Raw genomic sequence first — 26,221 nt, 5'->3', positions numbered from 1 at the left:
GTGACGTTCGCAAGGCAGCGCCGATGCCCACGGCCCTCACGACGCCCGCGAAAACCGTAGAATGCCGTAGCCGATCGCGCCGGCGACGAGCGATCCGGCGAGCACGCCGACCTTGGCCTGTGCCTGCAGAAGGGGGTCTGCAGGAAAGGCCAGCAAGGTGATGAAAATGCTCATCGTGAAGCCGATCCCGCACAGCATCGCCACGCCGAACATCTGCGCCCGGCCCGCCCCCGCCGGCCGGTCCGCCACGCCCAGCTTGATGGCGATCGCGGCACTGCCGAACACACCGACGACCTTCCCCAGCGACAGGCCGGCGGCGACCCCCAGCGTCACCGGCGCCGTCAGCGCACCAAGTGGCAGGCCGAGCACCGGCACCGCGGCATTGGCGAGGCCGAACACCGGCAGGATCAGGAAGGCGACCGGCAGATGCAGCGCGTGCTCCAGCCGGTGCAGCGGACTGCGCGGCTCGCCCTCGCCCCGCGCCATCGGGATCGCGAACGCCAGCATCACTCCGGCCAGCGTGGCATGCACCCCCGATCGCAACACGAACACCCACAGGATCGCACCGACGATCAGATAAGGCGACAGCCGCCGCACGCCGAACCGGTTCATCGCGGCGAGCACCGCGACCGCTATAGCTGCGCCGGCCAGCGCGGGCACCGACAGTTGCGCGGTATAGAACAATGCGATGATCGCGACCGCGCCCAGATCGTCGATGATCGCCAGCGCCGCCAGGAACACGCGCAGCGACACCGGCACGCGTGTTCCCAGCAGCGCGATCACCCCCAATGCGAAGGCGATGTCGGTCGCCGCCGGGATCGCCCAGCCGACCGCCGCTGGTCCGGGATTGAACGCCAGATACACCAGCGCCGGCACCAGCATCCCGCCCGCCGCAGCCATCCCCGGCAGCGCCCGTCGCCGCCAGCTCGACAGCTCGCCGACGAGCATCTCGCGCTTGATCTCCAGCCCGACCAGCAGGAAGAACACCGCCATCAGACCGTCGTTGATCCAGTGCCCCAGCGACAGCGGCCCGATGCCGATATGCAGCAGCGCGTCGTAACCCGGCCCCGCCGGCGAATTGGCGATGACCAGCGCGATCACCGCCGCGGCCATCAGCACGATCCCCCCCGACGACTGCGCGTCAAGGAAGCGGCGGATCGCGCTGCGGGGGTGCTGTGCCGTGCGGGTCTGCATGTATCTCCGAGCGTGTATCCGTCAGCCCGTTCGGCGACCCTGTCCGCGTATAGGCCTGCACGACGGACACGGCGCAAGCGCTATCCTGTGGCGCCTTGCGACCCGCGGCGACAGCGCCCGGCGCCAAGGCAACGAAAAGGGCGCCGCCCGTACAGGCGACGCCCTCGTCATTCGTTCGAAACCGATTTACTCGGCGCCGGTGCCCGGCTCGGTCGTCTTCGGCGCCTTGCCGTCCTCGATCCGGCCCTCGTTGCGCAGGTCGCGGCCTTCCTGCGCCTTCTTCTGGCTCTCGGGCGAATCGCCGTGCTCGAACGCCTCTTCCTTCACGAAACCGGCTGCTTCCTTGATCTTGCCTTCGATGCTCATGGCTCGCTCCTCGATTTGTTGACGGGGGTGTCTGGCCTATCAACCCTCCGCGGCACGCCGCGTTCCAACGCAGCAAGCCCACGGCTGTCGCTTCAATATTCCAGCTTCGGATACCAATCCGTGCCCGCCCCTCCGGCGTATGATCGAGGATGTTCCAGAGCGGCGACAGGTCGGTGGCGCCACGCGGATCCTGCTCCGGATCGGCGGCGTCCTTGGGCATCTCCGCCGCGTAAAACACGCGCACGTCTTCGCCGTGGCGTTGGTAGACGATGAACGACGGATATTCGTCGCCGTCGGGCGTCAGCGCCTGGGTATCGATGGCGTAGGCATCGCCGATCGTCTCGATGAAGGTCAGGTGGTCCCAGCCACCCTTCCGCGCGAAGGCGACCTGCCGCGGCACCGGGCTGCGGCCCAGAATCTTGAGCGCCGCACGCTGCTCGACATTCACTGCCACACTGTTCAGTCCGGCGAGCGTATCGGTACACATCGGACACGGCCGGTCACGTTCGGGGCCGTACATCCAGAAATAGGTAATCAGCGTCTGCCGGCCATCGAACAGATCGGCCACCCTCATCTCCCGTCCCGCGCCATCGCGAAAACGATAGTCCTTGTCGACGATCGGACCGGGCGGCAGCGCCCGGCGTTCGTCCGCCAGCGCGGTCAGCACCCGCCGGGCCTCGATTTCCGACGCCAGCAGGTGGCGTCGCGCCTCGGCATAAGCTGGCGTCTCGCCCGGAAATATCGGTGTGCGCAGCGCAGCCAGCGCCGCCGCGGGTTCCAACGCATCGGCGGCCAATGTGCCTCTCCTTCACGCAGTCCATCGTCCGGATCGTTCAACGATCGTCGGCGCGGACCGTTTCTGTACGCCAGCGGCCGAGCGCATCAGGGGATGAGGCGCTCGCTCCGCAGTCGTTCGAACAGCGCGAAGAAGGCGTCGTCGGTCGGCTGATACCGCGTGAAGCCGAGGCGGCGGCTTTTCGACATGTCGGTGACCACCTCGATCGGGCGGCCGAGGTCGGCATCGGTGTGCCAGGGCGATGCGAGACGGCTCAGATCGGATTCGGCCAGTCCTTCGCGCACCGCCAGCTCGCGCCACGTCGCGGCGTCCTCAGCCATCTGCTGTTCGAGCGGCCGGACGACGCCATCGAACGGCGCCGCCTCGATCCCGAACCAGTCGGCGATCCGGCCCCACATCCACTGCCAGCGGAAGATGTCGCCGTTGACGACGTTAAACGCCTGATCGTGCGCGGCATCGGTTTCGGTCGCCCACAGCAGATGGCGCGCGAGCTGCCCGGCGTCGGTCATGTCGGTCAGCCCGTTCCACTGCGCGACCGATCCCGGGAAGGTGAACGGCCGCCCGGTCTCACGGCACAGCGTCGCATAGACCGCCAGCGTCGTACCCATGTTCATCGCGTTGCCAACCGCCATGCCGATCACCGTGTGCGGACGATGGACGCTCCAGCTGAAGCCGTCACGCGCGGCGGCCGCGAACACCTCGTCCTCCTGCGCATAATAGAAGTTCTCGATATCCAGCCGACCCTGCTCCTCGCGGAACGGCGTCTGCGGCAGCGTGCCCTGCCCATAGGCCTCGAATGGACCGAGGTAATGCTTCAGCCCGGTGACCAGCGCCACGTGCCGCGGCCCGGTTGGTCGGGGCAGTCCGTCGAGCAAATTGCGAACCATGCCGGCATTGACGCGGATGTTCTCGGCCTCGCTGTCCTGACGCAGCCAGGTCGTGATGAACACCGCGTCCGGATCGATGGCGGCGAGCGCCTGCGCGGTGCCGGCGGTATCCTGCAGATCGACAACTACCGGCAACACGCCGGCCTGCGCGGTCGGTCGGCGGGCAAGGCCGAACACCGTCCAGCCCTGTTCGACCAGCAGGGCCGCCGTCGCGCTGCCGACGATGCCGCTGGCACCCACGACCAGAGCTGTCTTCGCCATTGTACTATTCCGATCGATTTCTGGGAGATGTCACCGATTGCTTCGGCAGACCGGGAACGAGCGTCGGCACGCAAATGTCCCTCCCTTGCCGTCGGCCGTGACGATACACTCTATGGTCCGGGTCGCAGCGTGATCCGCGTCAGCTCGGACGGGCGGCCCAGCCGCAGCGCGAAACCGGGCCACAGCGCGGTCCCGTTGTTCACGTAGAGCTGCATTGCGCCTACCTGATAGCGGCCCGAGACGAAGCCGCCGTTGGCGCGCGCGACGATGCGGTCGAGGCCGCGGATCATGCCGCCGTGCGTATGGCCGGACAGTTGCAGCGCGACACCGTAAGGATCGGCGGCACGCGCATTCTTCGGCTGATGATCGAGCAGAATGATCGGCACACCCGCCGGTGCCCCGCGCAGTGCCGCCGCCAGATCGGGGCCGGAATGACCGGTGCCGGGCGCGGTCAGGTCGGTGACCCCGGCGATCACCAGCCGCCCCTGCCCGCGCTCGACGATCGCATGCCGGTTCTCCAGCGCGCGCATGCCCATGGCGGACAGGTGCCGCATCCACGCGTCGTACCCGAAGAAATATTCGTGATTGCCCGGAATGAAGAGCACGCCGTCGCGCGCTTGAAGGTCGCGCAGCGGCTCGACGTCACCGCGTCGTCTATCGAGCGTACCGTCGATGAAGTCGCCCGTGACGACGATCAGGTCGGGCGCCAGCGCGTTGGAGCGATCCACCACCGCGCGCGTCCAGCGCTGCGGAAACAAACGGCTGATATGGAGATCGGTCAGCTGGATCAGCGTATAGCCATCGAACTGCGGCGGCAGTCCGGCGATCCGGACCTCGATGTCCTTCACCGGCGGCACCCGCACCGCCTGGAACACGCCCACCGCCGCCAACAGCGCTGCCGTAGCGCCGATCAGGTAGCGAACGCCATCGGGCGGCGCGGCGCCGCGGTGGACGATCATCGCCAGCAGCGTGCCGATATCGAGCGCCAGTTGCAGCACCGCCAGCAACACGACCGTGCCGAACGCCCAGTTGAACAGCACGACGACCGCGAAGGGAAACTCGGGCGAGAAGACCGACCCCGACGACAGCCGGCTCCACAGATGATATTGCGACGCCACCAGCACCGCGATCGCAAGCACGATCTTCACCGATGTCGGCAGGCTGAGCGGCCAGATGAACCGGGCGATCACCAGCAGACCGGGCAGGCTGAAAAACAGATGGAAGATCGTTCGTCTCCGAAATCAGGGTCGCAGGCGCGCGGTGGACATGCTCCAAACCCCCGGCATCGACAAAGCTCCGCCGCCGTCTTTCATGTCGCCGGCATTCCCACCAATGCCTCTGCGGCGACGATCCTGATCGGCTGACCGCCCAGTCGCGCCGCCTGCGCCTTGCGTAGCTGCGGATCGTTCCGCACCAGCGGCCCGGCATTGGCGAGCACCACCATCGTCGTCGTGCTGCCGACCGCCGAGCGGACGACACCGCCGCGCCCGGCGACGGCATGGGCCAGCGGCCCGTCGCGCGGCTCGCCGACGATCACCACGCGCTCGCCCCGCAACAGCCCGTCGGGCGCCGCACGCGGTGCCGGCCCCGCCTTGCGCGGCGGCGCCATCCAGTCGGCGAGCGACAGGCCGGTATGGTCGATCGCCTTCACGATCACCCAACCCGCTGCGCGAGCGTCGCTTAGCGCATCGTGGTGGCGATGCGGAATGCCGAGATACCGCGCCAGCCCGCCCAGCTTGTGATTGGCGAGGTCCGGCCACGCCCGCTTCGCCACGCGCACGCTGTCGAGCCACGTCGTCTCGATCATCGCGCGATCATGGACCCTGCACGCGGCGGCCAGCGCGCCTTTGTCGAAATAGGAATGCGCCACTGTCACTCGGCCAGCCAGATGCCGGTCGATCTCGTAATGGACATGCGCGAACGTCGGCTGCCCGACGACATGATGCGCGGCGATGCCGTGAATGTGGGTGTTCATCGCGTGGAACTCGTCGCACGGATCGAGCAGCGTCTCCCAGGCGAAGACCTCGCGGCCGTCGCGAAACCCGACGATCCCGACCTGACAGATGCTGCTGACGCGCGCGCAGGCGGTCTCGACATCGATCACCACGAAATCGGGCAGGTCGGCGCTTATCGTCATCGCGATGCCCCTATCAGCTTCCACGTGCGTTCGGACAGCCTTCGCATGACGCATCGTCGTGCATCGTCCTTGACGGCGCGGCGGCAACCCGCTTGCTATGCCGTTCGATCTGCTTGGTTTAGGATTCCCGCGATGTCCCTCATTCTGCGCCACATCGGCATCACCGCCCTGCTGGCCGGCACCATGCTGGCACCCGCCATCGCGCAGCGCCGCGCGAGTGCCCCCGCCGCCGGCGCGGCGGCGATCGTCGTGCCGCCGGTCGCCTTCACCGAGCGGACGCTCGCCAACGGGCTGCGCGTGATCGCCATCCGCGACACCTCGACCCCGAACGTCACGACGCAGGTCTGGTACGATGTCGGTTCCAAGCACGACCCGCAGGGCCGCTCGGGCTTTGCGCATCTCTTCGAGCACATCCTGTCGCGCAAGACCGTCAACATGCCCTACAATGCGATCAACAAGCTGACCGAGGATGTCGGCGGTCAGCGCAACGCGTCGACCTGGTTCGATCGCACCAACTATTACGAGATCGTGCCGGCCCAGTATCTCGAGACGATGCTGTGGACCCATGCCGAGCGCATGGCGCGCCCGGTGGTCGACGAGCAGGTGTTCGAAACCGAGCGCAACGTCGTGAAGGAGGAATTCCGCCAGCGCGTGCTCGCCCCGCCCTATGGCCGGTTGCGGCTGGTGCTGGACGAGAACAGCTACGACACGTTGCCGATGCGCCGCTCCGGGATCGGCAGCCTGGAACAGCTCGATGCCGCGACGTTAGGTGACGCCCGTGCATTTCACGAAGCCTTCTACGGCCCCGATACCGCCACGCTGATCGTCTCGGGCAACTTCGACCCGCGACAGCTCGATACTTTGGTCGACCGCTATTTCGCCGCCATCCCGCGCCGGACGAACCCGATCCCATTGAAGATCACCGCGACCGAGGCGGCGCGCACCACGCCGCGCACCGTCACCGCCTATGCGCCCAACGTGCCGCTGGCGATGGTCACGTCATCCTGGCGCATTCCCGGTGCCGCGCATCCCGATCTCGCCGCGCTGCAAGTGCTCGATGCGGTGCTGTCGAGCGGCGACAACTCCCGGCTGTACAAGGCGCTGGTGCGCGGCAGCCAGATCGCGGCTTCGGTCGGCGTCCAGCTGCAGGACGTCGAGGACGGCGGCTTCTTCGCGCCAAGCGTGACACTGGCGAGCGGCCACACCGTCGCCGAGGCCGAGCCGGCGCTCGCCGCCGAGATCGCGCGCATCCGCGACGAGCCGATCACCGCCGCCGAACTGGCCGAAGCGAAGAACGAGATCCTCGCCGCCGCGCTGCGCGAGCGCGAGACGTTCGACGGCCGCGCCTTCGCGATCGGCGAGGCGCTGGTCCGCACCGGCGACCCGCGCGCGCTCGACCGCCGGCTGGAGCGGGTCGGCAAGGTCACCGCCGCCGACGTGCAGCGCGTGGCGCGCCTGTATCTGAAGCCGGAAGCGCGGGTCGACATCCGCTACCTCGACGAAAAGCAGCGGCCGACCGGAGCGGCAGACAGCTGGACGAACCCGATACCGATGCCGACATGGGCCTCGGTCCCCGCCGCGACCCGCCCCCCGCTCGCGCTGGCGCCCGAGAGCAGCCGTCAGGCACCGCCGCCACCGGGCACCGCATTGCCGGTCACGCCGCCCGCGATCGTCGAGGGCAAGCTCGCCAACGGCCTGGGCGTCGTCGCCGCGCGCACCGGCGCGGTGCCGGTCGCGACGATGGCGCTGGTGTTGAAGGGCGGCGGCGCGACCGATCCGCGCGACCGCGCCGGCCTCGCCGCGCTGCTTGCCGATGTGGCGACGCAGGGGACGAAGACCCGCACCGCCGAGCAGATCGCTGCGCAGATCGAGGCGCTCGGTGCCCGACTTGATGCGCAGGCCGGCCCCGACGGCACCGTCGTCAGCGTCACCGGCCCCGTCGCCACGCTGGCGCAGGCCGGCGCGGTGTTGGCCGACGTGGTGCGCAACGCCTCCATCCCCGCCGATGAGGTCGAACGCCGCCGTCGTCAGGCGCTGGACGGCTTGCAGGTCGCGCTCAAGAACCCGGGTGCGCTCGCGGGCATGGCGCTCCAGCCGATCAGCTATGGCGCCGCCCCCTATGGCGCGGTGACGACGCCAACGAGCGTCGCGGCGATCACGCGCGACGAACTCGCCGCCGCGCATGCCCGCTGGTGGCGGCCGGAGCTGGCGACGCTGGTCGTCACCGGCGGGATCGATCCTGCCGCCGCCCGCCAGCTGGGCGAACAGCTGTTCGGCGACTGGCGCGTCACCGGCACCCCGCCCGCGCTTCCCGTCGCACGCGCCGGCCAGCCGTCGAAGCCCCGGCTGGTGGTGATCGACATGCCCGGCGCGGGCCAGGCCGCCGTCGCCGCGGCGGTGCGTGGCGTCGATCGCGCCGATCCGCGCTGGTTCGATCTGCAGGTCGCGAATGCGGTGCTCGGCGCCGGCTCGAACGGCCGGCTGTTCCAGGAGGTTCGCGTCAAACGGGCGCTGTCCTACGGCGCCTACAGCGCCGTGACCGCGCGCGCCGACGACGGTCTGCTTACCGCGACCACGCAGACCAAGAACGAGAGCGCGCCCGAAGTCGTGCAGATATTCCTTGCCGAGCTCGACCGGCTCGGCCGCGAGCCGCTGGATGCGGCGACGGTCGACAAGCGCAAGACGTTCCTGTCCGGCGGGCTCAGCCGCTCCGCCGAGACCAGCCGCGGCCTTGGTCTCACGATCGCCAGCCTGATCCAGCAGGGCCTGCCCGCCAGCGAGGCGGCGCGCCTCACCGCCCGGATCGATGCGGTCACCCCGGCCGGCGCGATGGCGGCGGCGCAGTCGGGCGTGGCGGGCGCGAACGCCAACATCGTAGTGGTCGGCGATGCGAAACTGTTCGTCGACCGCCTCCGCGCGATCCGCCCCGACCTCGAACTGATCCGCGCCGATGCGATCGATCTCGGCAATCCGGCGCTGGTACCCAAAGCGGCGCGATGATGGCCAGGGCGGTTGCCTGCAACAGAGGATAGCGGCGCAACGAGGTACCGCCAGTGTTCAAACACGCGCTTGCCACGCGGGGTGCAACCCGTTTGAACGGTGCCGGGGCGGCCGACGCCCGTCGTTGGAGGATGCCGTATTGCCCCTGCCGTCACGTTCGCTGTTCCTCGCCGCCCTGACCCTGCCGTCGCTGGCCGGCGCGCAGTCCGCCCCGCGTCCCGTCACCGTGACGTGGCTGGCCGCCCTTCCTGATCGTCTGCGACGTCGGCCATTGTCTGGAATTCTTCGCCGACTTCTCCGGGCAGGGAAAGAATTACCGCCAGTTCCCGGATCGTGCGGGCTTCCGGATCTATCTCGACGACCTGCACGATCCCGCGGTTCGCGCGCGTCTGTGCGCCGTCTGGCTGGACCCGCACGGCCTGGACCCCGCCCGACGCTCGGCCGAGGTCACGCGCGACATCGCCACGCGCCTGGCGACCGTCAGCAAGGCGCTGGAGAAGCGCGGCCATGCCGCGGAAGCCGTCGCGCATTTCCTGATGCGCTGCCTGTTCACGATGTTCGCCGAGGACGTCCGCCTGCTGCGCACCGGCAGCTTCACGGCGATGCTGCGCGACGCGATCGACGATCCGCGCGGCTTCGCGCCGATGCTGGAGGAGCTGTGGCGCGCAATGGCGAGCGGCGGCTATTCGACCGCGCTGCGCTACGACGTGCGCCATTTCAACGGCGGGCTGTTCGCGGATGCCGCCGCGCTACCGCTCGCCCGCGAAGAGATCGGCGAACTCCATGCCGCCGCCCGGCACCTGTGGACCGATGTCGAACCGGCGATCTTCGGCGCGCTGCTCGAACAGGCGCTCGACGCCGGAGAGCGTCGTCGGCTGGGGGCGCACTACACGCCGCGCGCCTATGTCGAACGGCTGGTGGTCGCGACGATCATCGCACCGCTGCGCACCGAATGGGAGAGCGTCGTGCTCGGCACGGTCGAGCGCGAGCGGACCGACAATTTGCCCGCGGCAATCGCCGCGGTGCGCGACTTTCAGGGCCGGCTGGCCGCCACGCGGGTACTCGACCCGGCGTGTGGCACCGGCAATTTCCTCTATGTCGCGCTCGAACTGATGAAGCAGCTCGAGGGCGAAGTGTTGGAGACATTGGCGGCGCTGGGCGGCGAGGAAGCGCTCGCGCTCAACGACCGCACCGTCGATCCGGGCAATTTCCTGGGGATCGAGATCAATCCGCGCGCAGCCGCCATCGCCGAACTGGTGCTGTGGATCGGCTATCTCCAGTGGCATCTGAAGGGCGGCGGCGCGATCGCCGATCCGGTCCTGCGCCGTTTCGGCAACATCCGCACGCAGGACGCGCTGCTGATGACGGACGATGGCGGAACGGTGCGGCGCGCCGATTGGCCCGAGGCGGACTATATCGTCGGCAACCCGCCCTTCATCGGCGGCAAGGATTTGCGCGCCCGGCTTGGCGAGGGCTATACCAAGGCGTTGTGGAAGACCCATCCGCGGGTCAACCGCTCGGCCGACCTGGTGATGTTCTGGTGGAACCGGGCCGCCGAACTGCTGACCGAGCGGGGCACGCGGCTGAAGCGGTTCGGCTTCGTCACTACCAATTCGATCACGCAGACGTTCAGCCGCCGCGTGATCGCCCGCCATCTCGATGCGGCGGCACCGGTCCATCTGGCGATGGCGATCGGCGACCATCCCTGGACGAAGGCAGAGCCCGACGCCGCGGCCGTCCGCATCGCGATGACGGTGGTCGCGCCGGGCGCGGGCGAAGGCACCGTCTACGCGGTGACGTCGGAGGCGGCGCTGGACAGCGACCAGCCCCACATCGCGCTGAGCGCCGCGACGGGTTCGATCCATGCCGATCTGACCGTGGGCGCCGATGTCACAAACCTGCGACCGCTTCGCGCCAATTCCGGGCTGAGTTCGCGCGGCATGTCGCTGCACGGCGCCGGCTTCCTCGTCAGTCTGGCCGAGGCAACACACCTCGGCCTCGGCACGCGTGCGGGATTGGAACGGCATATCCGCCCCTATCGCAACGGTCGCGATCTAGCCGGAAGGGCGCGCGGTCTGATGGTCATCGACCTGTTCGGATTGGACGAACGCGACGTACGACAGCGATTTCCCGAAGTGTACGGCCACCTTCTGCGCACCGTGAAACCCGACCGCCAACATCAATTCGACCGTTCGCCGACCCAGGACGCCCAAGCCTATCTCGATAGCTGGTGGATATTCGGCAAGCCGCGAACGGTGTTACGTCCCGCGCTCGCCGGCCTGTCACGCTACATCGCTACGATCGAGACCGCGAAGCACCGAGTCTTCCAGTTCCTCGACGCGTCGATCCTGCCCGACAACATGCTCGTCTGCGTGGCGAGCGACGACGCCTTTGCGTTGGGCGTGCTCAGTTCCCGTCCACACGGCCTCTGGTCGGCCGTCGCCGGCGGCACGCTGGAGGAACGCCCACGCTATTCGAAGTCGCAGGTTTTCGACCCTTTCCCGCTGCCGGATGCGACCGCTTCGGACCGGTCGCGCATCGCCGATCTCGCCGAGGAGCTCGACGATCATCGCAAGGCGGTGCTGGCCGAACACGGCGACCTGACGCTTACCACGCTCTACAATCTGCGCGATCAGGTGGCGTCGAACGCGACCCTCGACATGGTCGGGCAGGACCAGCGGCGGCGCGGGCGGGTCGACGTGATCGCCGAACTCCACCGCCAGATCGATGCTGCGGTGCTGGCCGCCTATGGCTGGCCGGCCGAATTGACGGACGAGGCGATGATCGCGCGCCTCGTCGCGCTGAATGCCGAACGGGCGGACGAAGAGCGGCGCGGCACGGTCCGCTGGCTGCGTCCCGACTATCAGCTCGCCCGCGCCGGGATCGAGACGCTCGCGACCGCCCGCGCGGAGCAGATCGAAGCGCCGCTGGTGCAGCCCCGCGCGCGAAAACCCGCCTTCCCCCGCGACGCGATCGGCCAGACCGCCGCCGTGCTCGCCGACCTGCGCAGCGGCGACACCCTGACCGCCGGCGCGATCGCCGCCCGCTACGATCGCGCCGGCCGGCTCGTGCCACGTATCGAGGCAACACTGACCGCGCTGGCGCGCCTCGGGCATGTCGCCGTGGAGGGGGGCGGCTATCGGCTGCGGCGGGTGGCGTGAGGTAGCGGAAACCAAAGGCCAGCGCCGTGGCGCTGGCCTTATTTGGTGCGGACTAGCCACTTGTTAGTCGCCAGACCACGGTCTCTGAAAGCCTATTCTGTGCGCGACGCCGGAGATCGTCAATGCCCGATCGCACCGGCCCGGTATGGATGAGGATTGACGACGATGCCCGGCACATCGACGATCGACCGCAGGGGAGAATGACAATGCGCTGGCGGCTCGGTATCGATCTTGGGACCAACTCGCTCGGCTGGGCGGCGGTGGCGTTGAATGCCGATGGCGATCCCGAACGCATCGTCGCCATGGGCTCGCGAGCCGCTGAACGTCATCCCGATCCGCGACCGAAACAGACGCATCTACAAGGGCTACAAGGGCGATTCCAACTACAGGTACGATGTCTGGCAGATGCCGGACGGCAAATGGAGATCCGACGTCGTGTCGATGTTCGATGCGCATCAGCCCGGGGAGCGCGCGCGGCCGCATCCGGCCGCCAAATGCATGATGCGCCTGCACCGCGACGACATCCTCGCGATCGAACGCGTCGCCGGGGATCGCGAGCTGGTTCGGATCGTCAAATTCTCCGAAAAGCAGTTCGCCGTCGCCGCCCCGAACGAAGCCGGCGCGCTCAAGGCACGCGACGCCGACAAGGGTGATCCGTTCAAATATCTCTATCCGTCACCCAATACGCTGAAGGCGTGGCGCGCGCGGAAGGTGGACGTCGATCCGCTCGGTCGCGTCCGCGATCCCGGCTTTCCGGCGCGCACCGCGGTGCGCAGGACGCGACCGAACCCCGCCGGATAGGAATGGACCGGATCGTCGATATCGCCACCGACGATCGTCACCTGTCCGCCTATCGCGGCTTCCTGATCGTGTCGCACCAGCTCGAGGAGGTCGGCCGCGTCCCGCTCGACGACATCGCCGCGGTGATCGTCCACGCGCACGGCGTCACCTGGTCGACCAACCTGGTCGTGGCGCTGGCGGAGCGTGGTGCGATCCTGCTGCTGTGCGGCAGCAATCACGCGCCGGTCGCGGTGTGCCTGCCGCTCGACGGCCACCACGCGCAGAACGGCCGGATGAGCGCGCAATGGAAAGCTTGCCGTCCCCTCGCCAAGCAGCTCTGGCGGCGGCTGGTCGTCGCCAAGATCCGCTGGCAGGCCGCGGTGCTCGCCGCCAACGGTCGTCCGGCGGACGCCTTCGACCTGCTCGCCCGCCGGGTCGGGTCGGGCGATCCCGACAATGTCGAGGCGCAGGCGGCCCGGCGCTACTGGCCGCTGTTGATGGGGGCGGATTTCCGCCGCGATCGCGACGCCGCCGGCGCCAACGCGATGCTCAACTACGGCTATGCGATTCTGCGCAGCCTGTGCGCCCGGGCGGTCGTCGCTGCCGGTCTTCATCCCTCGATCGGCGTCCATCATGCCAACCGCGGCAACGCCTTCGCACTGGCCGATGATCTGATCGAACCATTCCGCCCTCTCGCCGACGCGCTCACGATCCGGCTGCTCGCGCGCGGGATCGACACCGTCACCCCCGAGGCGAAGCGCGCCTATGCCGGGATGATCGCGGTCGATCTCGCCGGGGAGAACGGCACCACCACGGTCGCCGCCGCCGCAGGCCGTGCGGCACAGACCCTTGCGGCAAGTTTCCAAAGCGGGCGCGCCGCCGACCTGGTGCTGCCCACCCAGCCCTCGCCGATCGAATTGGCCGGGCTGGACGCCCTGTTGGCGTGACCCGGCGATGCGGTTCGGCACGACGCAGCTCAGCGGATACCGCCTGATGTGGATCTTCGTGATGTTCAATCTGCCCGTGATGACGCAGGAGCAGGCCCGCGCAGCGACGAAGTTTCGCGAGTTCCTGCTCGACGAGGGCTTCGAGAAGAGCCAGTTTTCGGTCTACGCCCGCTTCTGCAACGGGAAAGAGCAGTTCGAAGCGGACCAGCGACGAATCGCGGCGCACCTACCCGATCGCGGCGACGTCCACATCCTCACGTTTACCGACAAGCAGTATGAAAACATCGTCCGCTTCTCAGGCCAGCGCCGCCGACGTCAGCGCAGAAACCCCGCCCAGCTCGCGCTGTTTTGATGATTCGCGGTTGTTATGGATGCGATAGGATGCGGTTATCTCGTTTTCCATTCAACGAGATAACCGCAGATCCAGAATAGACCATCAGACACCGTGGTCCAGCGGCAGTCGCTCGACGCGCACCGTGTCCTCCTGCGGGCGCTGCGCCGCCGCCGGGTCGCTCCACGCGGCGCCGGCGGCGAACAGCGCTCCGGCGAACCGCCTCACAGCGCCAGCGCGATGCGCCCGCGGATTGTCCGCGACGCGCCGGGGGTGATCCACACCGTGCTGAACGAACTGTCGAGGTAATAGGCGTTGGCGATGTTCTCGACGTCCAGATGCGCGGTGACGCCGGGGGTCAGCCGGTACGATAGGTTGGCGCGGCCGGTGACGTAGCCGCGCAGGCGGAAGCCCGGCACCGCATCGTCGCCGGGCCGGCTGCCGACATAGGTGATGCCGCCGCCCAGGCCGACCGAGCCGGCCTCGTCGCCGCGTGAGCGCCAGAAGGCGTGGAGCGCGCCGCTGTGCCGCGGGATGTTGAGCAGGGAATTGCCGACCAGCGCCGGCTGGCTCGCATTCCGCGTCATCCGCGCGTCGGTATAGGCGTAGACCACGGTAAGCGTCAGCCGCCGGCCGAGCGCGAGGTTCGCGTCCGCCTCGACGCCTTCGCTCCGCGCCTGCCCCGCGGCGATCGAGAAGCCGCTGTTGGCGGGAACGGGATCGTTGATGAGGACATTGGCCTTGTCGATCCGGAACAGCGACACGGCGCCCGTCAGCCGCTTCCCGAACAGCGCGTATTTGACGCCGCCCTCCCACGTTTGCCCGCGCTCCGGATCGAAGGCGCGGCCGGCGGCATCGGTGCCCTGGTTGAAGCGGAACGAGCGCCCCCAGCTGGCGTAGAGCGACAGCTGCTCGATCGGCGCGATCGTCAGCGCGGCGCGCGGGTTCGTCGACTGCGGCGTCTGTCGCGACGTGACCCCGGTGCGGTAATTGACGACATCCTGCTGCACCCAGTCGTGGCGCACGCCGAGCAACAGCGACACGCGGCGCCCTAGGGTCAGCAAATCCTGCGCATAGACGCTCTGCCCGTCGAGCTTCTCCAGCAGGTTCTGGTTCAGCGTGGCGACCGGCTTGGGCTGGCCATAGACCGGATCGAACACATCGATCGCATAGGGGTTCGCCGCGGTCGGGCTGAAGCGATAGAAGATGCGGCGCTGGTCATAGTGATAGGCGTCGGTACCGATACGCAGCTGATGATCGATGCCGAGGGTGGTCGGCCGCGCGCTCAGCTCCAGCCGCGCGGACGTATCCTGCCAATCGTAGTCGTGGATGCGCAGCTGGCGGCGCAGCTTCGTACCGACGAGCAGGCTGTTGTGCGTCGACTGTCCCGACAGGCGACCGTCGCGATACTGGACGCCCGCTTCCAGCGTCACGTCGGGCGCGAGGGTCGCGTAGAGTGTCGCCTGATGTTGCGCCGTGCGCTGGGTCATCAGGCCGTCGTTCGGCTCGCCCAGGAAGCGCGACCGCGGGAGCGCCTTGCCATTGCCGTCGACCGCGACGAGGCCGCGATCGTGGGTGAAGTGCACGAGGTTGTATTCCAGCTGGTACAGCAGCCGCAGCGAGTCGGTCAGCCGCCACGCGACCGATGGCGCGATCAGCAATCGGTCGTTCTTCACATGGTCGCGAAAGCTGTCGCCGGCCTGATAGACGCCGATCACGCGCGCGCTCAGTCCGGCGGTTATGGGTCCGCCGACGTCGAAGGTGCCGCGCCCGGTGGCGAAGCTCGCATAGGCTAGCTCGCCACCCGCGTGGAAACGGTCGAGCGGTGCCTTGGTGACGACGTTGATCGATCCGCCCGGCTCGCCCTTTCCGGACAGGGCGGACGCGGGCCCTTTCAGCACTTGGAAGCCTTCCACCGTCGCGACATCGCGCCGCGCGTTGAAGCCGCGGTTGGCGGTGAAGCGATTGACGAGCAGATCGGGGCCCTGATTGATATCGCCAGAGAAGCCGCGGATCGCATAGGCCTCCCACGCGCCGCCGAAGCTGTTCTGGCGCGCCATGCCGCCCGCGAGATCGAACAGCTGCGAAAGGTCGGTAAAGCCGGCGTCGGAGATCAGCGCGTCGTCGAGCAGGCGGACGTTCTGCGGCAGCAGCAGCGGATCGACGACCAGCCCGTTGATGCTGGCGCTGGCAGCCCGCGCGCCGGTGACGAAGATTTCGTCCGAGGCCGAGGCCTCCGTCGATGGAGCGGTGACATCGTCAGCCGCCGGGCCGCCGCCCGGCACAGTCTGGGCGAGCGCAGCGGCCGGCACGCCACACAGCGCCGCCGCCGCCGCCAGCAGGCGTGCGAATGATGAAAGCATGATCCCCCGATTGGACAGCACCAATGATGCAATGTTGCACGCCACTGACTGCAATGAAGTAGCGAGTCAATGAAATGTTACAACATATCTATTGACCTTTTGCGGTCGATCGGTTTCAAGACCCGTGCTCCGCTGCAATCACCTGAGGATATCCATGTCATCTACCGTCGCGTCCGCGATCCTGCTCGACACCGTCGGCGTCTCGTACGGCGCGCAGACAGTGCTGCGTGCGCTCTCGCTGACGATCGCGCCCGGCGAGATCTATGCGCTGCTCGGTGGCAACGGTGCGGGCAAGTCGACCACGCTGTCGGTGCTGCTCGGCTTCGTCGCGGCGGACCATGGCGTCGTCGCGGTCGACGGCATCGATCCCGCCGCCGATCCCGATCGGGCCCGGCGGCGTATCGCCTACCTGCCGGAGAATGTCGCGCTTTACGACCATCTGACCGGCAGGGAGAACGCCGACTACCTCCTCGCGCTCTCGGGCGAAATCCACGACCATGCCGCGATCGGCGAAGCATTGGCTGCCGTCGGGCTCCAGCGCGAGGCGTGGGACCGCCGTCTGTCGGGCTATTCCAAGGGGATGCGGCAGAAGGTGGCGATCGCGGTCGCGCTGCTGCGCGCGGTGCCGGTGCTGCTGCTCGACGAGCCAACGTCGGGGCTTGATCCGGCCGCGACCGCGGACTTCCACCGCCTGCTCCACCAGGTGCGCGACCGCGGGACGGCGGTGCTGATGGTCACCCACGACCTGCTCTCCGCCGCCAACCTCGCGGACCGGATCGGCTTCCTCGACGGAGGCCGCATCGTCGACGAGACGGTGGCGACAGGGCCAGAGCGGTTCGACGTGCGCGCGCTTCACGCGCGGTTCGCAGGCGAGGTGGCGGCATGAGCGCCACGCGCCTCGTCGCGATGGACGAACTGCGGCTGATGGCGCGCAACCGCGTCGCCGCGGTCGCGATCGTGCTGCTGGTGGTGCTGACGTTGGTCGCCGCGCTGACCGCCTGGAGCAACCAGCGCGCGATCGCGGACGCGCGCATGCGCCAGCAGGCGGCGGCGACCGCCGCGTTCGATGCGCAGCCGGACCGCCATCCGCACCGCGTCGTCCACTACGGCCACTTCATCTATCGGCCACTGGGGCCGCTCGCTGCCTTCGATCCCGGCGTCGACGCGTTCACCGGCAGCAGCATGTTCCTGGAGGGGCATCGTCAGAACACCGCCAATTTCGGCGACGTCCAGCAAAGCTCGCTGCTGGTCCGCTTCGGCCAGCTCACTCCGGCGTTCGTGCTCCAGTCGGTGGCGCCGTTGCTGCTGATCTTCCTCGGCTTCGGCGCGGTCGCGCGCGAGCGGGAACGCGGCACGCTGCGACCGTTGCTGGTGCAAGGCGCCAGCCGCGGTGCGATCGTGCGCGGCAAGCTCGCCGCACTCGCGCTCGTCGCCGCGCTGGTCGGGCTGCCAGCGATGACCGGGTTCGCGCTGATCGCCGGCCAGCCCGGCGCGGGCTTGTTGCCGATGCTGGCAATCGCCGCGGGCTACGCCGCCTATCTTGCGCTGTGGGCGGTGCTGGTGGTGCTCGTCTCGACGCGGGCAAAGCGCTCGCGCGACGCGCTGTTGGTGCTGCTCGCGCTGTGGTCGGCGACCGTGGTGCTGTTGCCGCGGGTGGCCCCCGATGTCGCTGGCGCAGCGGTGCCGCTGGCCAACCGTCTGCAAACCGATGTCGCCATCGCCCGCGATCTGCGCCGGCTGGGCGACAGTCACAACGCGGACGATCCCACCTTCGCCGCCTTCAAACGCGCGACGCTGGCGCGGTACGGGGTCAGCCGGATCGAAGACCTGCCGGTCAACTACAAGGGGCTGCTGGCCGTGGAGGGTGAGCGGATCACCTCCGGTCTGTTCGACTCTTACGCCCGCGACAGCTTCGCCGCGCAGGGACGCCAGACGGCACTGGTCGATATCGCCGGCATCGTCAGCCCCGCAATCGCGCTCCGCGCGCTGTCGATGGCGGCGGCGGGCACCGATCTTGCCGGGCACCGCCGCTTCCTCGATCAGGCGGAGTCCTATCGCTACGATCTGGTGCAGCGGCTCAACCGGCTGCAGGCCGATAGTGTGCGCTATGCCGACGACACGTCGGCGGATCCGGGCGCAGACCGGCGCAAGCGGGTCGATGCCACCAACTGGACCGCGATGCCGCGCTTCGCCTTCGTCGCGGCGGACGGACCGACACTGGCGCTTGCCGCACTGCCGGGCTTCGGCGTGATCCTGCTGTGGCTGCTCGTCGCATCGGCCGCGCTGACGCTCGCGACCCGTCGTCTGGGAGATCGCCGATGATCCGCTGGCGTTACGAATGGCTGCTGCTTCGCCGCAGCCGCCTCGCGGTCGCCGCGCTGGTGCTGCTGGCGGTGCTCAGCGCCACGGCGGTCGTGACAGGCATGGCGGAGGTGGCTCGCCAGCGCGCCGCCATCGCGCAGATCGCGCCGGCACAGGCGGAGGACGTCGCCGCCATCGCCCAATGGGTCGACGAGAAGAAGGATGCGGGCAGCGCCGCCTATTACACCTTCCACCCGACCTGGGATGCGCCGTCGCCGCTCGCCTTCGCGGCGCTCGGGATGCGCGACGTCTCGCCGTACATCCTGCGGGTGCGCGCATTGGGGCTGGAGGCGCAAATCTACGACGGCGACACCTTCAACCCGGAACTGGCCCTGCCCGGCCGCTTCGACTTTTCGTTCGTGCTCGTCTTCCTGCTGCCGCTGTTCGTGATCGCGCTGTTCCACGATCTCGTCTCCGGAGAGCGCGAGGCGGGCCGTGCGCGGATGCTGGGCGCGCTGCCCGGCGGCGCCGGCGCGGTGATGCGGCGGCGCGCGGCGTTGCGTCTCGCCCTGCTGATCGCGGCGACGGGATTGCCCTTTTCGGTCGGGGCATTGCTATCGAATGTCGGCGCCGGGACCATCGGTCTCGTGCTGCTGATCGCCGGCGCATACTCCATGTTCTGGATCGCGCTTGCGACGATCGTCGCGCGGCTCGGCTGGAGTTCGGTCGCCAATGCCGCGACGCTCGCCGCCGCGTGGCTGACGATCATGCTCGTCGTGCCGACCCTCGCCCATATCGCGATCAACCGCGCGGTGCCGATCGTGCAGGGCGCAGAGATCGCGCTCGCCCAGCGCGAGACGGTAAACCGCGCCTGGGACATCCCGCGCGAGGACACGATGCGGCGCTTCTACGCCGCCAATCCGGCATGGGCGACGTCGGCGCCGCTGCCCGCGACGTTCCATTACAAATGGTACTTCGCCTTCCATCAGAATGGCGACGCCGCCGTCGCGCCGCAGGTCGCCGCCTATCGCGCGGGGCTGGAGCGGCGCGCCGAAGCGGCGGAGAGGCTGGGCTGGCTGTTGCCACCTGTCGGCGTGCAGGCGGCACTGACCCGCCTCGCGGACACCGACCTCCATGCGCAGCTCGCCTATCGCGACCGCATCCGCGCGTTCCACCGCAGCCTGCGTCAGTTCTACTATGGCTATCTGTTCGCCGACCGCCCCTTCGCCGCCGCCGACTTCGCAAAGGCACCGCGGTTCGCACCGGAAAAGGAATGATGGGCTGGTTGCGGCGCGGGCGGTGAGCCACCACGCTGTTCCGTCGGTCACCGAGCTTGCAGATGACGAAAGGGCAGCGCCGCTGCTGGGCTTCCCAGCGACCGCGCCTTTAGCTGAACTTGGCGCATGATCGGACCTGCGCGATAGCTGCATTGCTGTCGATCCTACGGCCCCGCCAAGCCGTTTCGCGCGTATTACCACCGACCGCGCAAGGCGGCCTGGGGGAGAGAGCGAATGGCGTATCGGGACGAGAGCCTGCCTTGGACAACACCGCCCGGCGCAGCGGGAGGTAACGAGTGCCGATGGTGTCACCGGCTGATCTACCTGCCAGCCTTGCCGTGTTCCATTCAGCCGGTGGAGGGCTTGCTCCGGATGAACACCCGCATCGGACAGGGTGCGCGCTGTAAGTACGAGCTGTCGACGCGGGAGCCTGAGTTGCTGATCGAGCCGCTGGGACTTTGAGGGCCACCGCACCCCCCCGACGTAACGATCACCGCGACAGCGTAGCGGATGCGTTAACGCGTTGCCTGTAAACGGATAATCGTCGCGGCGCCTCCGAACCGCTGGTGGGGTGTATTTGTGTCGATGCTGGCTCGGGTGCGCCGCGGCACCGGCTCAGGCCGCGAGCAGCCGATCGACCTTTTGCGCGACGACGTCCCAGCGCTTGGCTTTGTCGATGTCGTGATCCTTTATGGCCCGCACGATCTCATCCACGACAAGCTGCCGTGCCCGGCGCCCATGTCTGTCCACCATCTCCCGCGCCGTGACGAACGCGGCGTTCTTTTCGTTGTCGTCGAGCATGGGCGGCTCAAGAGCCGGCAGGCGGCGTAGTTCCGACAGTTGGCAGCGGGCCTGTCCCGATCTGAGACACAGCGCGCTCTTTGTCGGATGCCGGTGACCAGGCTGGGCACGCCATTGAGCTGCTAGAACGACGTACACTTCGAAATAATTGATAATTGTAAGGAGTAACACTGGTTTACGGTGAATGACACGTTAACGAACGGGCCAACGGCGAGCGACAATCGCGACGCCTTGGGGGGTTTTCCAAATGAAGAAGTTTCTTATCGCGGCGCTGGCCGCGAGTGGCATGTTCACGGTCGCCAACAGCGCAGCTGCCGCCGTCACGGTGAACTTTTCGTTCAACGGCACCTACGGCACCGCGCCCGGCATCGTGAACGGCAAGCTGATCTTCAACACGACCGGCACGAACGTCGCGGCGTCCGAGATCTACATTGTCAGCGCACCGAGCGGCACCATCGATACCGGCTCGCTGAACAAGAATTTGCTGACCAATGCGATTTCCGTCACCAATAACGCGTTCACTGTTTCCAATGCAGGCATCGTCACGGCCGCCAATCTTGGATTTTCGACCCAGACCACCTTCGGCACCTATATCGACCTCAACAACGCCAACAACGGCAATGCGTCGCAGCTGTATAACTACAATACTGGCCGATACGCACTTTCATTGGATGGCTTTGCGGGTCTGACGTTTACACCGGTCGCTGCGGTGACCACCGCCGTTCCCGAGCCTGCGACCTGGGCGATGATGATGCTCGGCTTCGGCGGTATCGGCTTCGCAATGCGTCGTCGCTCGACTGTCACGACGCGTATCCGCTTCGCCTGATTGGGGCACCCTTCGAGTTGGGTTAAGAAAGCCGTCGATCGAAAGGTCGGCGGCTTCGCCTTGTCAGGCGCCCGACTCGTCGATCACGGACTCGTTGCCGCGTACAGGCGCGTCGAGAGCCGCTTCCCTTGAAGCCCGTCGCCTTCTTGCGAAAATAGAGCGCCGCATCGTCCGGCGTAACCCGCAGCTCTACTGCAACGTCATGACGAAGGTTCGCCAGTCCGTTTTCGCCGTGTCTGCTGTAAAATGATGGTGCCGCCTACAGGACTCGAACCTGTGACCCCCGCATTACGAAGGCCTCTGACCACGCGAAGTCTTTTGTTTTAAATCAGGTACTTAGCCATAATGCCGCAATCCTTCCTTCGCCTTACCCAAAGACCTCCCAAGTTGCACTAGCTTCAACAATCGAATGCTTCCTTGCGAACGCACTTTGGGCTGGGTCTGTCGCATTATCGGACCTGCGCGATACCTACATTCCTGCGGGTCCTGCGCCCCGCGAAGCCGCCTCGCTCGTATCACTGCCACCATCGCTCCGCGCTCGTGCTATACGGTGGTACTCTATTGCATCTTAAATGGCGAATTGCGGCAATCCCACTGGCTGGGTCCAAGGTGCACATAACCTAACTTTGCGGACATTCGATCTAGTGACCAGCTGCAGGAAGGCGAGGTCTACAGTCGAGCGGACCATCGGCGCGGCGTCTTCGCCAGTGTGCGGCCAGTGAAGGACCTACGGATCCTAAACGCCCAACTCGACCTTGCCCGGCGTCAATGCAATCGGCACCTTGCGCGCAGAAACAGAGTGGTACCACGTTATACGCCACAATTCGGCAAAGTACCAGGAATATAAGGGCCGACGTGAGTTCGGTCCCGCTCAGTGAGCGTCATAAGCCAACCCCAATCAGCAAACTAAAAGGTAGCTCGGCTGACCGGCAACTCTCTCAACTTACTATAACAAATCCGATCAGTTAGCGCATCCGCCAGGAGCCGAGAAAGAAACTAAGCGATTTATAACCGCAACGGAACTATCAACTTTTCCATCAGATACCTTCCTAAAAAAATCTTTAGATCTGACAATATCGAGAATCGTTCCAGATTCACCGGTTTGTATAATAATCGAGACCAGGCAACCATCTGACACCCCGTACACCACGTTACGAACAGCAGGGGTATATAGAACATAGACAGGTCGAACATGTAAGTGTCGCCTATCGCTGTACATACCGATCACCTCACTAGTGATCTTTCCTGCCGAAAAGCGATCGCCAACCCTCAAAGTCGAAGCTGAAGATGGCCAAGCCAATCTTACATAGCGACCATCCAAACATCTAATAGCCCCATCGTCGCAAACTTTCAGCTCAGACACAACGGCGCCGAACGCTCTCTCCATGTTTCTCCCGACGTCGACGACAATATACGGAGAAAAAAAGAACGCTCCACTCGTCGAAATAGCCTGCGCCGCTAAAAACAAAGATGCAAACATTGAACTTCTCCTTAAAGTTCACTCATTCAGTTATCGTACGGTGCAGTATCAACAACTGGCACATCTATTATTGCATCAATAGCATTATCTTGTCGATCCGCTTGCCCGGCACCTGCGTCGGCACGCCCCAGGCCATCGTGTCGAGGATGCGCGCGCCATTCAGCGCTCGCACCACCCACGACAGCGTCTTCGGGAACAGTTCTGTTGGGGGGATGCTTAAGTCGGGCGGGTACGGCACTTCGATGCCATAACGACGCGCGAGATCGACTTGCCCGGCCGACATGCGATAGCGGTTGCACATGCGTCGATCATGTCACCATCAAGCGTTGTCGCCAATGTTCGCTAACGCCCAATTGCGGACATAGCAGACTTGTGGGACGCATCGCTGCATGAGGTTCGCTAGCCTACTTTTATTTGTACCCTTTGCCGCCTGCACCTCTCCAGAAGAGAATCGGCAGCGAAGGCTGATGGACGAAATAGAGGCAAAGCTCGTGATGCCCGATGGCTCGCTGCCGCTTTCCAAATATGCTCGATATTATACTGAGCAAGACGGGAAGGTGCATGGCGCGTACACGACCGAGATCGAAGAAAAGCGACCTGCCGATTACGGATGTACGGTGATTCAACATGATGGCAGAACACAAAACGTCCCGTGTCCCGCTTTAGCTGACTTGCAGCCTGGCCATCGACGCTGGGTGCTGTTTCATGATTATCCAGCAGTTGCGGCAGAAAACTGCCGTGCTATTCAAGTTCAATACAATCCGGTAAGTCGGTTGATAGAGTTTTTGGAGTGTGCAGTCCCAATGTACTGATTGGCACCCGAGGGATGCCGTCGAGAAAGAGCCCGCTGACCAGCCCAGCCAAGCCGAGACAGACGTCCGCTAACGCCCCAATTGCGGACATTTCGACGACCCGGGGGTGACCGCGTCCTACGGGCCGGTTAGGTGAGAAGGCTAGTGGCGATCGGAAGTCGATCAGCCTCAAGGAGAGCCCGCATGCTTTTTCACACCATGGTCGGATCGAACGACATTGAACGGTCGAAGCGCTTCTACGACACGGTGCTCGCCACTTTGGGGGCAGGCGAAGGGGCGCGGAACATCGCCGACAGCGGCCATACACGGCTGATCTATAATAATGGCAACGGAACCAACTTCATCGTCAGCCAGCCGATTAACGACGAACCGGCGAGCGTCGCCAACGGCAGTACCGTCGCCTTTTCGTGCAACTCGCCTGAACAAGTGAAGCAGCTTTATGATACCGCAGTCGCCAACGGCGGCACCTCGATCGAAGCCCCGCCCGGCCCGCGTAACACGGCATCGCTGGGGACAGTCGAACTTGCCTATTTTCGCGACCCAGATGGCAACAAACTATGCGGAATTCATTTTCCTGCCTGATCTGTCCGACACGGGTCCGCTTTTGATCCTAGCGGACCCGGATTTTGCGATCGCGCGAGTGTCCGCTTTCCACCCATTGTCGGTCGGTTGCGGGCCTGGCCGGCGATGCCAACACCGGACCAACCCCTAACGCCCCAATAGCGGACATTGGAGAGGTTGCGAATATGGCGGAATATGCGCATCCTACCTGCCTACGTCTTGTTTTCCACGCGAAATAATGGTGCTTCTGAACGGGGAGCCGTGGAGAAGCCCGAATGCTAATATTCGCACTGTTGATCGCTTTAGCCGACCCTCTTACAAACCCTTTGCCGCCATCGGTCTCATTCGTAGGCTCTAAGGCGCACGTCTCTGAACTCGCATCCGCCGCGCGGAAGTGCGGATACATTAGGCCGCCGGTTGTTTCACAGTCGGGGATCAACATGGTGATCTTGGCCCTACCTGAAGGGCCGCCTAGGCCGTCAGGTGCTTTCGCCTGCGCGATGCGTTGGGTGACAAACCACCAATTTTTCCAAATGCGCCCGCTAGGTAGCCCATACGTCAAGCCGCAAGCGGGATTGTAAGCTACGCAGCTGCCTCCGCCTTGCGCCAGAATGCGACATTGGTGGCCCGGTCGTCGCGAATGTCCGCTTACCACCATTTCTGGTCGTTCCGACCTCAATTCCGCCAGTCCAAAAGCGCACAGGCGGCAAACGCCCAGTTGCGGACATTCCCGAATGCCACGACAAGGTAGGATGAACGCTGCACTTCGAGCCTTGATGACGATTGATCACGAGCCACTCGACAGCGTGCGACCGGAGGGTGTTGCCTTCTGTGTCTCCCTTCGAGCGCTGGTTGGCCCAGCAGGTTTGCCGGGCGAGGAGTCCTTCGACTTCGATGTGTGTTCGCCGGAGTGGCTGGCGGCGGAACTAGATGGCCGGGCGATTATCAGCGGACGGTTCCTGCTCATAGCGCGGCGTTACGATCCTTGCCGCATTGAGGACTACGTCCGCACGCGCGTAGCTCAGGCGTCGGGAGACGACTGGCCCACGGTCGCCGGCAAGCTGGCACGCTGGTCACATTGGGAGTTTGACGACTACCGCCCTTGAATGTGCGCTTTCACCACATGCTCACGTTCAGTGGAATTAAGCGCTCTCGTATTCCGCTCGCCGGTCCAACCAGCAGTCGTCTCCGTTCAGGTTCCAACGCATCCACCTATCAAACTCGGCGAACGTGACATCGCACGGATCAACGCGCGGCAGTCCTTTTGCGATAGCACACTTTTCATAGCCGCCCAGCGCTTGGTGAAAGGACCACAGCGCCAGCTGCCGCCAGTCGTCATCCTGCGGAAAAGCGTGCTCGAGTGCCCGGTATATCTCATGGGCCTCGTTCGGATCGCTCACCCGGACACTGTGCGGCCAGAGCGCCCTCGTTGCTTCAAACAACGCGGCTTTGTCGATCGTCATGCGGGCGTCGGCCAGCACATGAACCGGGCGCTCTCGCCCGAATTCATACCCCGCACCTCAAAGCCTGGGAGCCGTCGCAACCGTTTGAGGACTGCCTCCTCGCCGGTCGCCAGCTGCGGGAACGCCACGCATGTCTGTTCGGCGGCGTCGTTCAGCAGCCACCAAACGTCCGCTCCCCAAGGTCCGCTGTCGTTTGTCTCGACATAGACCGAAGCAAGATCAGTCATCCTAATGCACTGATCCTGCCGCTTGGCTGCGCGGCAGATAATCTCATCGTCCGCCGTGACCTCGACGATGAACTGCGCTTCCGGGTGATCCATGCTTTGATGCTGCCCCGTCTGAGTGTCTGGCGCAATGTTAGCTTCTCAGCTGACTGCGACGTTTTGCTCCGCCGTTCGGCGAACGAACGCTAACGCCCAATTGCGGACGTTCCGTTGAACGCTACAACGGCGGCATGTCTGCATTGTCCCGGCTCAC

Annotated in this window: 24 protein-coding genes; 12 read left to right on the top strand and 12 right to left on the bottom strand. The window is 66.0% G+C overall.

The window, feature by feature from the left end:
- Positions 1–36 precede the first annotated feature (36 nt).
- The 5 genes from nhaA to ACX40P_RS09345 all read right to left on the bottom strand — a co-directional run bounded on the left by nhaA (position 37) and on the right by ACX40P_RS09345 (position 5,641).
- Entirely contained in the window at positions 37–1,194 is a 1,158-nt protein-coding gene (gene nhaA / locus ACX40P_RS09365; protein ID WP_459126075.1) for a Na+/H+ antiporter NhaA, read from the bottom strand.
- The gene (locus tag ACX40P_RS09360) at positions 1,142–2,356 is read right to left on the bottom strand and encodes a DUF899 family protein (RefSeq protein ID WP_459126074.1); all 1,215 of its coding nucleotides are present in this window, start codon (positions 2,354–2,356) and stop codon (positions 1,142–1,144) included. The genes nhaA and ACX40P_RS09360 overlap by 53 nt, the downstream gene beginning before the upstream one ends.
- Positions 2,357–2,442: 86 nt before the next feature.
- Positions 2,443–3,504 carry an SDR family oxidoreductase gene (locus ACX40P_RS09355; RefSeq protein WP_459126073.1) on the bottom strand — a complete coding sequence of 354 codons (1,062 nt, stop codon included), beginning with the start codon at positions 3,502–3,504 and terminating at the stop codon, positions 2,443–2,445.
- Positions 3,505–3,614: 110 nt separating this feature from the next.
- Entirely contained in the window at positions 3,615–4,694 is a 1,080-nt protein-coding gene (locus ACX40P_RS09350) for a metallophosphoesterase (RefSeq protein WP_459126072.1), read from the bottom strand.
- Positions 4,695–4,813: 119 nt separating this feature from the next.
- Complete coding sequence (locus tag ACX40P_RS09345) at positions 4,814–5,641, bottom strand: exonuclease domain-containing protein (RefSeq protein WP_459126071.1); 828 nt, start codon at positions 5,639–5,641, stop codon at positions 4,814–4,816.
- A 132-nt stretch (positions 5,642–5,773) separates the two neighbouring features.
- On the opposite strand from ACX40P_RS09345, the gene ACX40P_RS09340 reads away from it, so the two are divergent.
- The gene (locus ACX40P_RS09340; RefSeq protein ID WP_459126070.1) at positions 5,774–8,641 is read left to right on the top strand and encodes a M16 family metallopeptidase; all 2,868 of its coding nucleotides are present in this window, start codon (positions 5,774–5,776) and stop codon (positions 8,639–8,641) included.
- A 221-nt stretch (positions 8,642–8,862) separates the two neighbouring features.
- Here ACX40P_RS09340 and ACX40P_RS09335 read toward each other — a convergent pair whose 3' ends face one another.
- The gene (locus tag ACX40P_RS09335; protein WP_459126069.1) at positions 8,863–9,171 is read right to left on the bottom strand and encodes a hypothetical protein; all 309 of its coding nucleotides are present in this window, start codon (positions 9,169–9,171) and stop codon (positions 8,863–8,865) included.
- A 6-nt stretch (positions 9,172–9,177) separates the two neighbouring features.
- On the opposite strand from ACX40P_RS09335, the gene ACX40P_RS09330 reads away from it, so the two are divergent.
- The 4 genes from ACX40P_RS09330 to cas2 all read left to right on the top strand — a co-directional run bounded on the left by ACX40P_RS09330 (position 9,178) and on the right by cas2 (position 13,881).
- Positions 9,178–11,802 (top strand): class I SAM-dependent DNA methyltransferase, encoded by a 2,625-nt coding sequence (locus ACX40P_RS09330; RefSeq protein ID WP_459126068.1) that lies wholly within the window; start codon positions 9,178–9,180, stop codon positions 11,800–11,802.
- Between the two features lie 276 nt (positions 11,803–12,078).
- Positions 12,079–12,603 (top strand): hypothetical protein, encoded by a 525-nt coding sequence (locus tag ACX40P_RS09325; RefSeq protein ID WP_459126067.1) that lies wholly within the window; start codon positions 12,079–12,081, stop codon positions 12,601–12,603.
- A 2-nt stretch (positions 12,604–12,605) separates the two neighbouring features.
- Positions 12,606–13,529: a type II CRISPR-associated endonuclease Cas1 gene (gene cas1, locus ACX40P_RS09320; RefSeq protein WP_459126066.1), complete on the top strand. Its 924-nt coding sequence runs from the start codon at positions 12,606–12,608 to the stop codon at positions 13,527–13,529.
- 7 nt (positions 13,530–13,536) lie between these two features.
- Positions 13,537–13,881: a CRISPR-associated endonuclease Cas2 gene (gene cas2 / locus ACX40P_RS09315; RefSeq protein WP_459126065.1), complete on the top strand. Its 345-nt coding sequence runs from the start codon at positions 13,537–13,539 to the stop codon at positions 13,879–13,881.
- An 84-nt stretch (positions 13,882–13,965) separates the two neighbouring features.
- Here cas2 and ACX40P_RS09310 read toward each other — a convergent pair whose 3' ends face one another.
- On the bottom strand, positions 13,966–14,088 hold the full coding sequence (locus ACX40P_RS09310; RefSeq protein ID WP_459126064.1) for a hypothetical protein: 123 nt from the start codon (positions 14,086–14,088) through the stop codon (positions 13,966–13,968).
- Complete coding sequence (locus ACX40P_RS09305) at positions 14,085–16,223, bottom strand: TonB-dependent siderophore receptor (protein ID WP_459126063.1); 2,139 nt, start codon at positions 16,221–16,223, stop codon at positions 14,085–14,087. The genes ACX40P_RS09310 and ACX40P_RS09305 overlap by 4 nt, the downstream gene beginning before the upstream one ends.
- Positions 16,224–16,377: 154 nt before the next feature.
- Here ACX40P_RS09305 and ACX40P_RS09300 point away from each other — a divergent pair, with 154 nt between their 5' ends.
- From ACX40P_RS09300 to ACX40P_RS09290, 3 genes are read left to right on the top strand one after another with little or no spacing between them, the layout of a single operon-like run.
- A complete protein-coding gene (locus tag ACX40P_RS09300) occupies positions 16,378–17,109 on the top strand; it encodes an ABC transporter ATP-binding protein (RefSeq protein WP_459126062.1) in 732 nt (243 codons plus the stop codon).
- Positions 17,106–18,545, top strand: a complete 1,440-nt coding sequence (locus ACX40P_RS09295; protein ID WP_459126061.1) for an ABC transporter permease — start codon at positions 17,106–17,108, stop codon at positions 18,543–18,545. The genes ACX40P_RS09300 and ACX40P_RS09295 overlap by 4 nt, the downstream gene beginning before the upstream one ends.
- Positions 18,542–19,801 (top strand): DUF3526 domain-containing protein, encoded by a 1,260-nt coding sequence (locus ACX40P_RS09290; RefSeq protein ID WP_459126060.1) that lies wholly within the window; start codon positions 18,542–18,544, stop codon positions 19,799–19,801. Before ACX40P_RS09295 ends, ACX40P_RS09290 begins: the two co-directional genes overlap by 4 nt.
- 615 nt (positions 19,802–20,416) lie before the next feature.
- Here the strand turns inward: ACX40P_RS09290 and ACX40P_RS09285 are convergent.
- Entirely contained in the window at positions 20,417–20,602 is a 186-nt protein-coding gene (locus tag ACX40P_RS09285) for a hypothetical protein (protein ID WP_459126059.1), read from the bottom strand.
- 286 nt (positions 20,603–20,888) lie between these two features.
- Between ACX40P_RS09285 and ACX40P_RS09280 the strand changes: the two genes are divergently transcribed.
- The gene (locus tag ACX40P_RS09280; RefSeq protein ID WP_459126058.1) at positions 20,889–21,428 is read left to right on the top strand and encodes a PEPxxWA-CTERM sorting domain-containing protein; all 540 of its coding nucleotides are present in this window, start codon (positions 20,889–20,891) and stop codon (positions 21,426–21,428) included.
- Between the two features lie 1,547 nt (positions 21,429–22,975).
- Here the strand turns inward: ACX40P_RS09280 and ACX40P_RS09275 are convergent.
- Positions 22,976–23,209, bottom strand: coding sequence for a hypothetical protein (locus ACX40P_RS09275; protein ID WP_459126057.1), 234 nt, complete (start codon positions 23,207–23,209; stop codon positions 22,976–22,978).
- Between the two features lie 166 nt (positions 23,210–23,375).
- Between ACX40P_RS09275 and ACX40P_RS09270 the strand changes: the two genes are divergently transcribed.
- The 3 genes from ACX40P_RS09270 (at position 23,376) to ACX40P_RS09260 (ending at position 25,387) form a co-directional block, all read left to right on the top strand.
- Complete coding sequence (locus tag ACX40P_RS09270) at positions 23,376–23,720, top strand: hypothetical protein (RefSeq protein WP_459126056.1); 345 nt, start codon at positions 23,376–23,378, stop codon at positions 23,718–23,720.
- A gap of 183 nt (positions 23,721–23,903) precedes the next feature.
- Positions 23,904–24,302, top strand: a complete 399-nt coding sequence (locus ACX40P_RS09265; protein ID WP_459126055.1) for a VOC family protein — start codon at positions 23,904–23,906, stop codon at positions 24,300–24,302.
- Positions 24,303–24,892: 590 nt separating this feature from the next.
- Positions 24,893–25,387: an Imm8 family immunity protein gene (locus ACX40P_RS09260; protein WP_459126054.1), complete on the top strand. Its 495-nt coding sequence runs from the start codon at positions 24,893–24,895 to the stop codon at positions 25,385–25,387.
- A gap of 36 nt (positions 25,388–25,423) precedes the next feature.
- On the opposite strand, the gene ACX40P_RS09255 is transcribed toward ACX40P_RS09260, so the two are convergent.
- Positions 25,424–25,762 carry a hypothetical protein gene (locus tag ACX40P_RS09255; protein ID WP_459126053.1) on the bottom strand — a complete coding sequence of 113 codons (339 nt, stop codon included), beginning with the start codon at positions 25,760–25,762 and terminating at the stop codon, positions 25,424–25,426.
- Entirely contained in the window at positions 25,741–26,064 is a 324-nt protein-coding gene (locus ACX40P_RS09250; RefSeq protein WP_459126052.1) for a hypothetical protein, read from the bottom strand. The genes ACX40P_RS09255 and ACX40P_RS09250 overlap by 22 nt, the downstream gene beginning before the upstream one ends.
- Positions 26,065–26,221: the final 157 nt, after the last annotated feature.

The organism is Sphingomonas sp. RS2018 (assembly GCF_054489605.1).
This window is presented reverse-complemented; position numbering and strand designations above follow the sequence as displayed.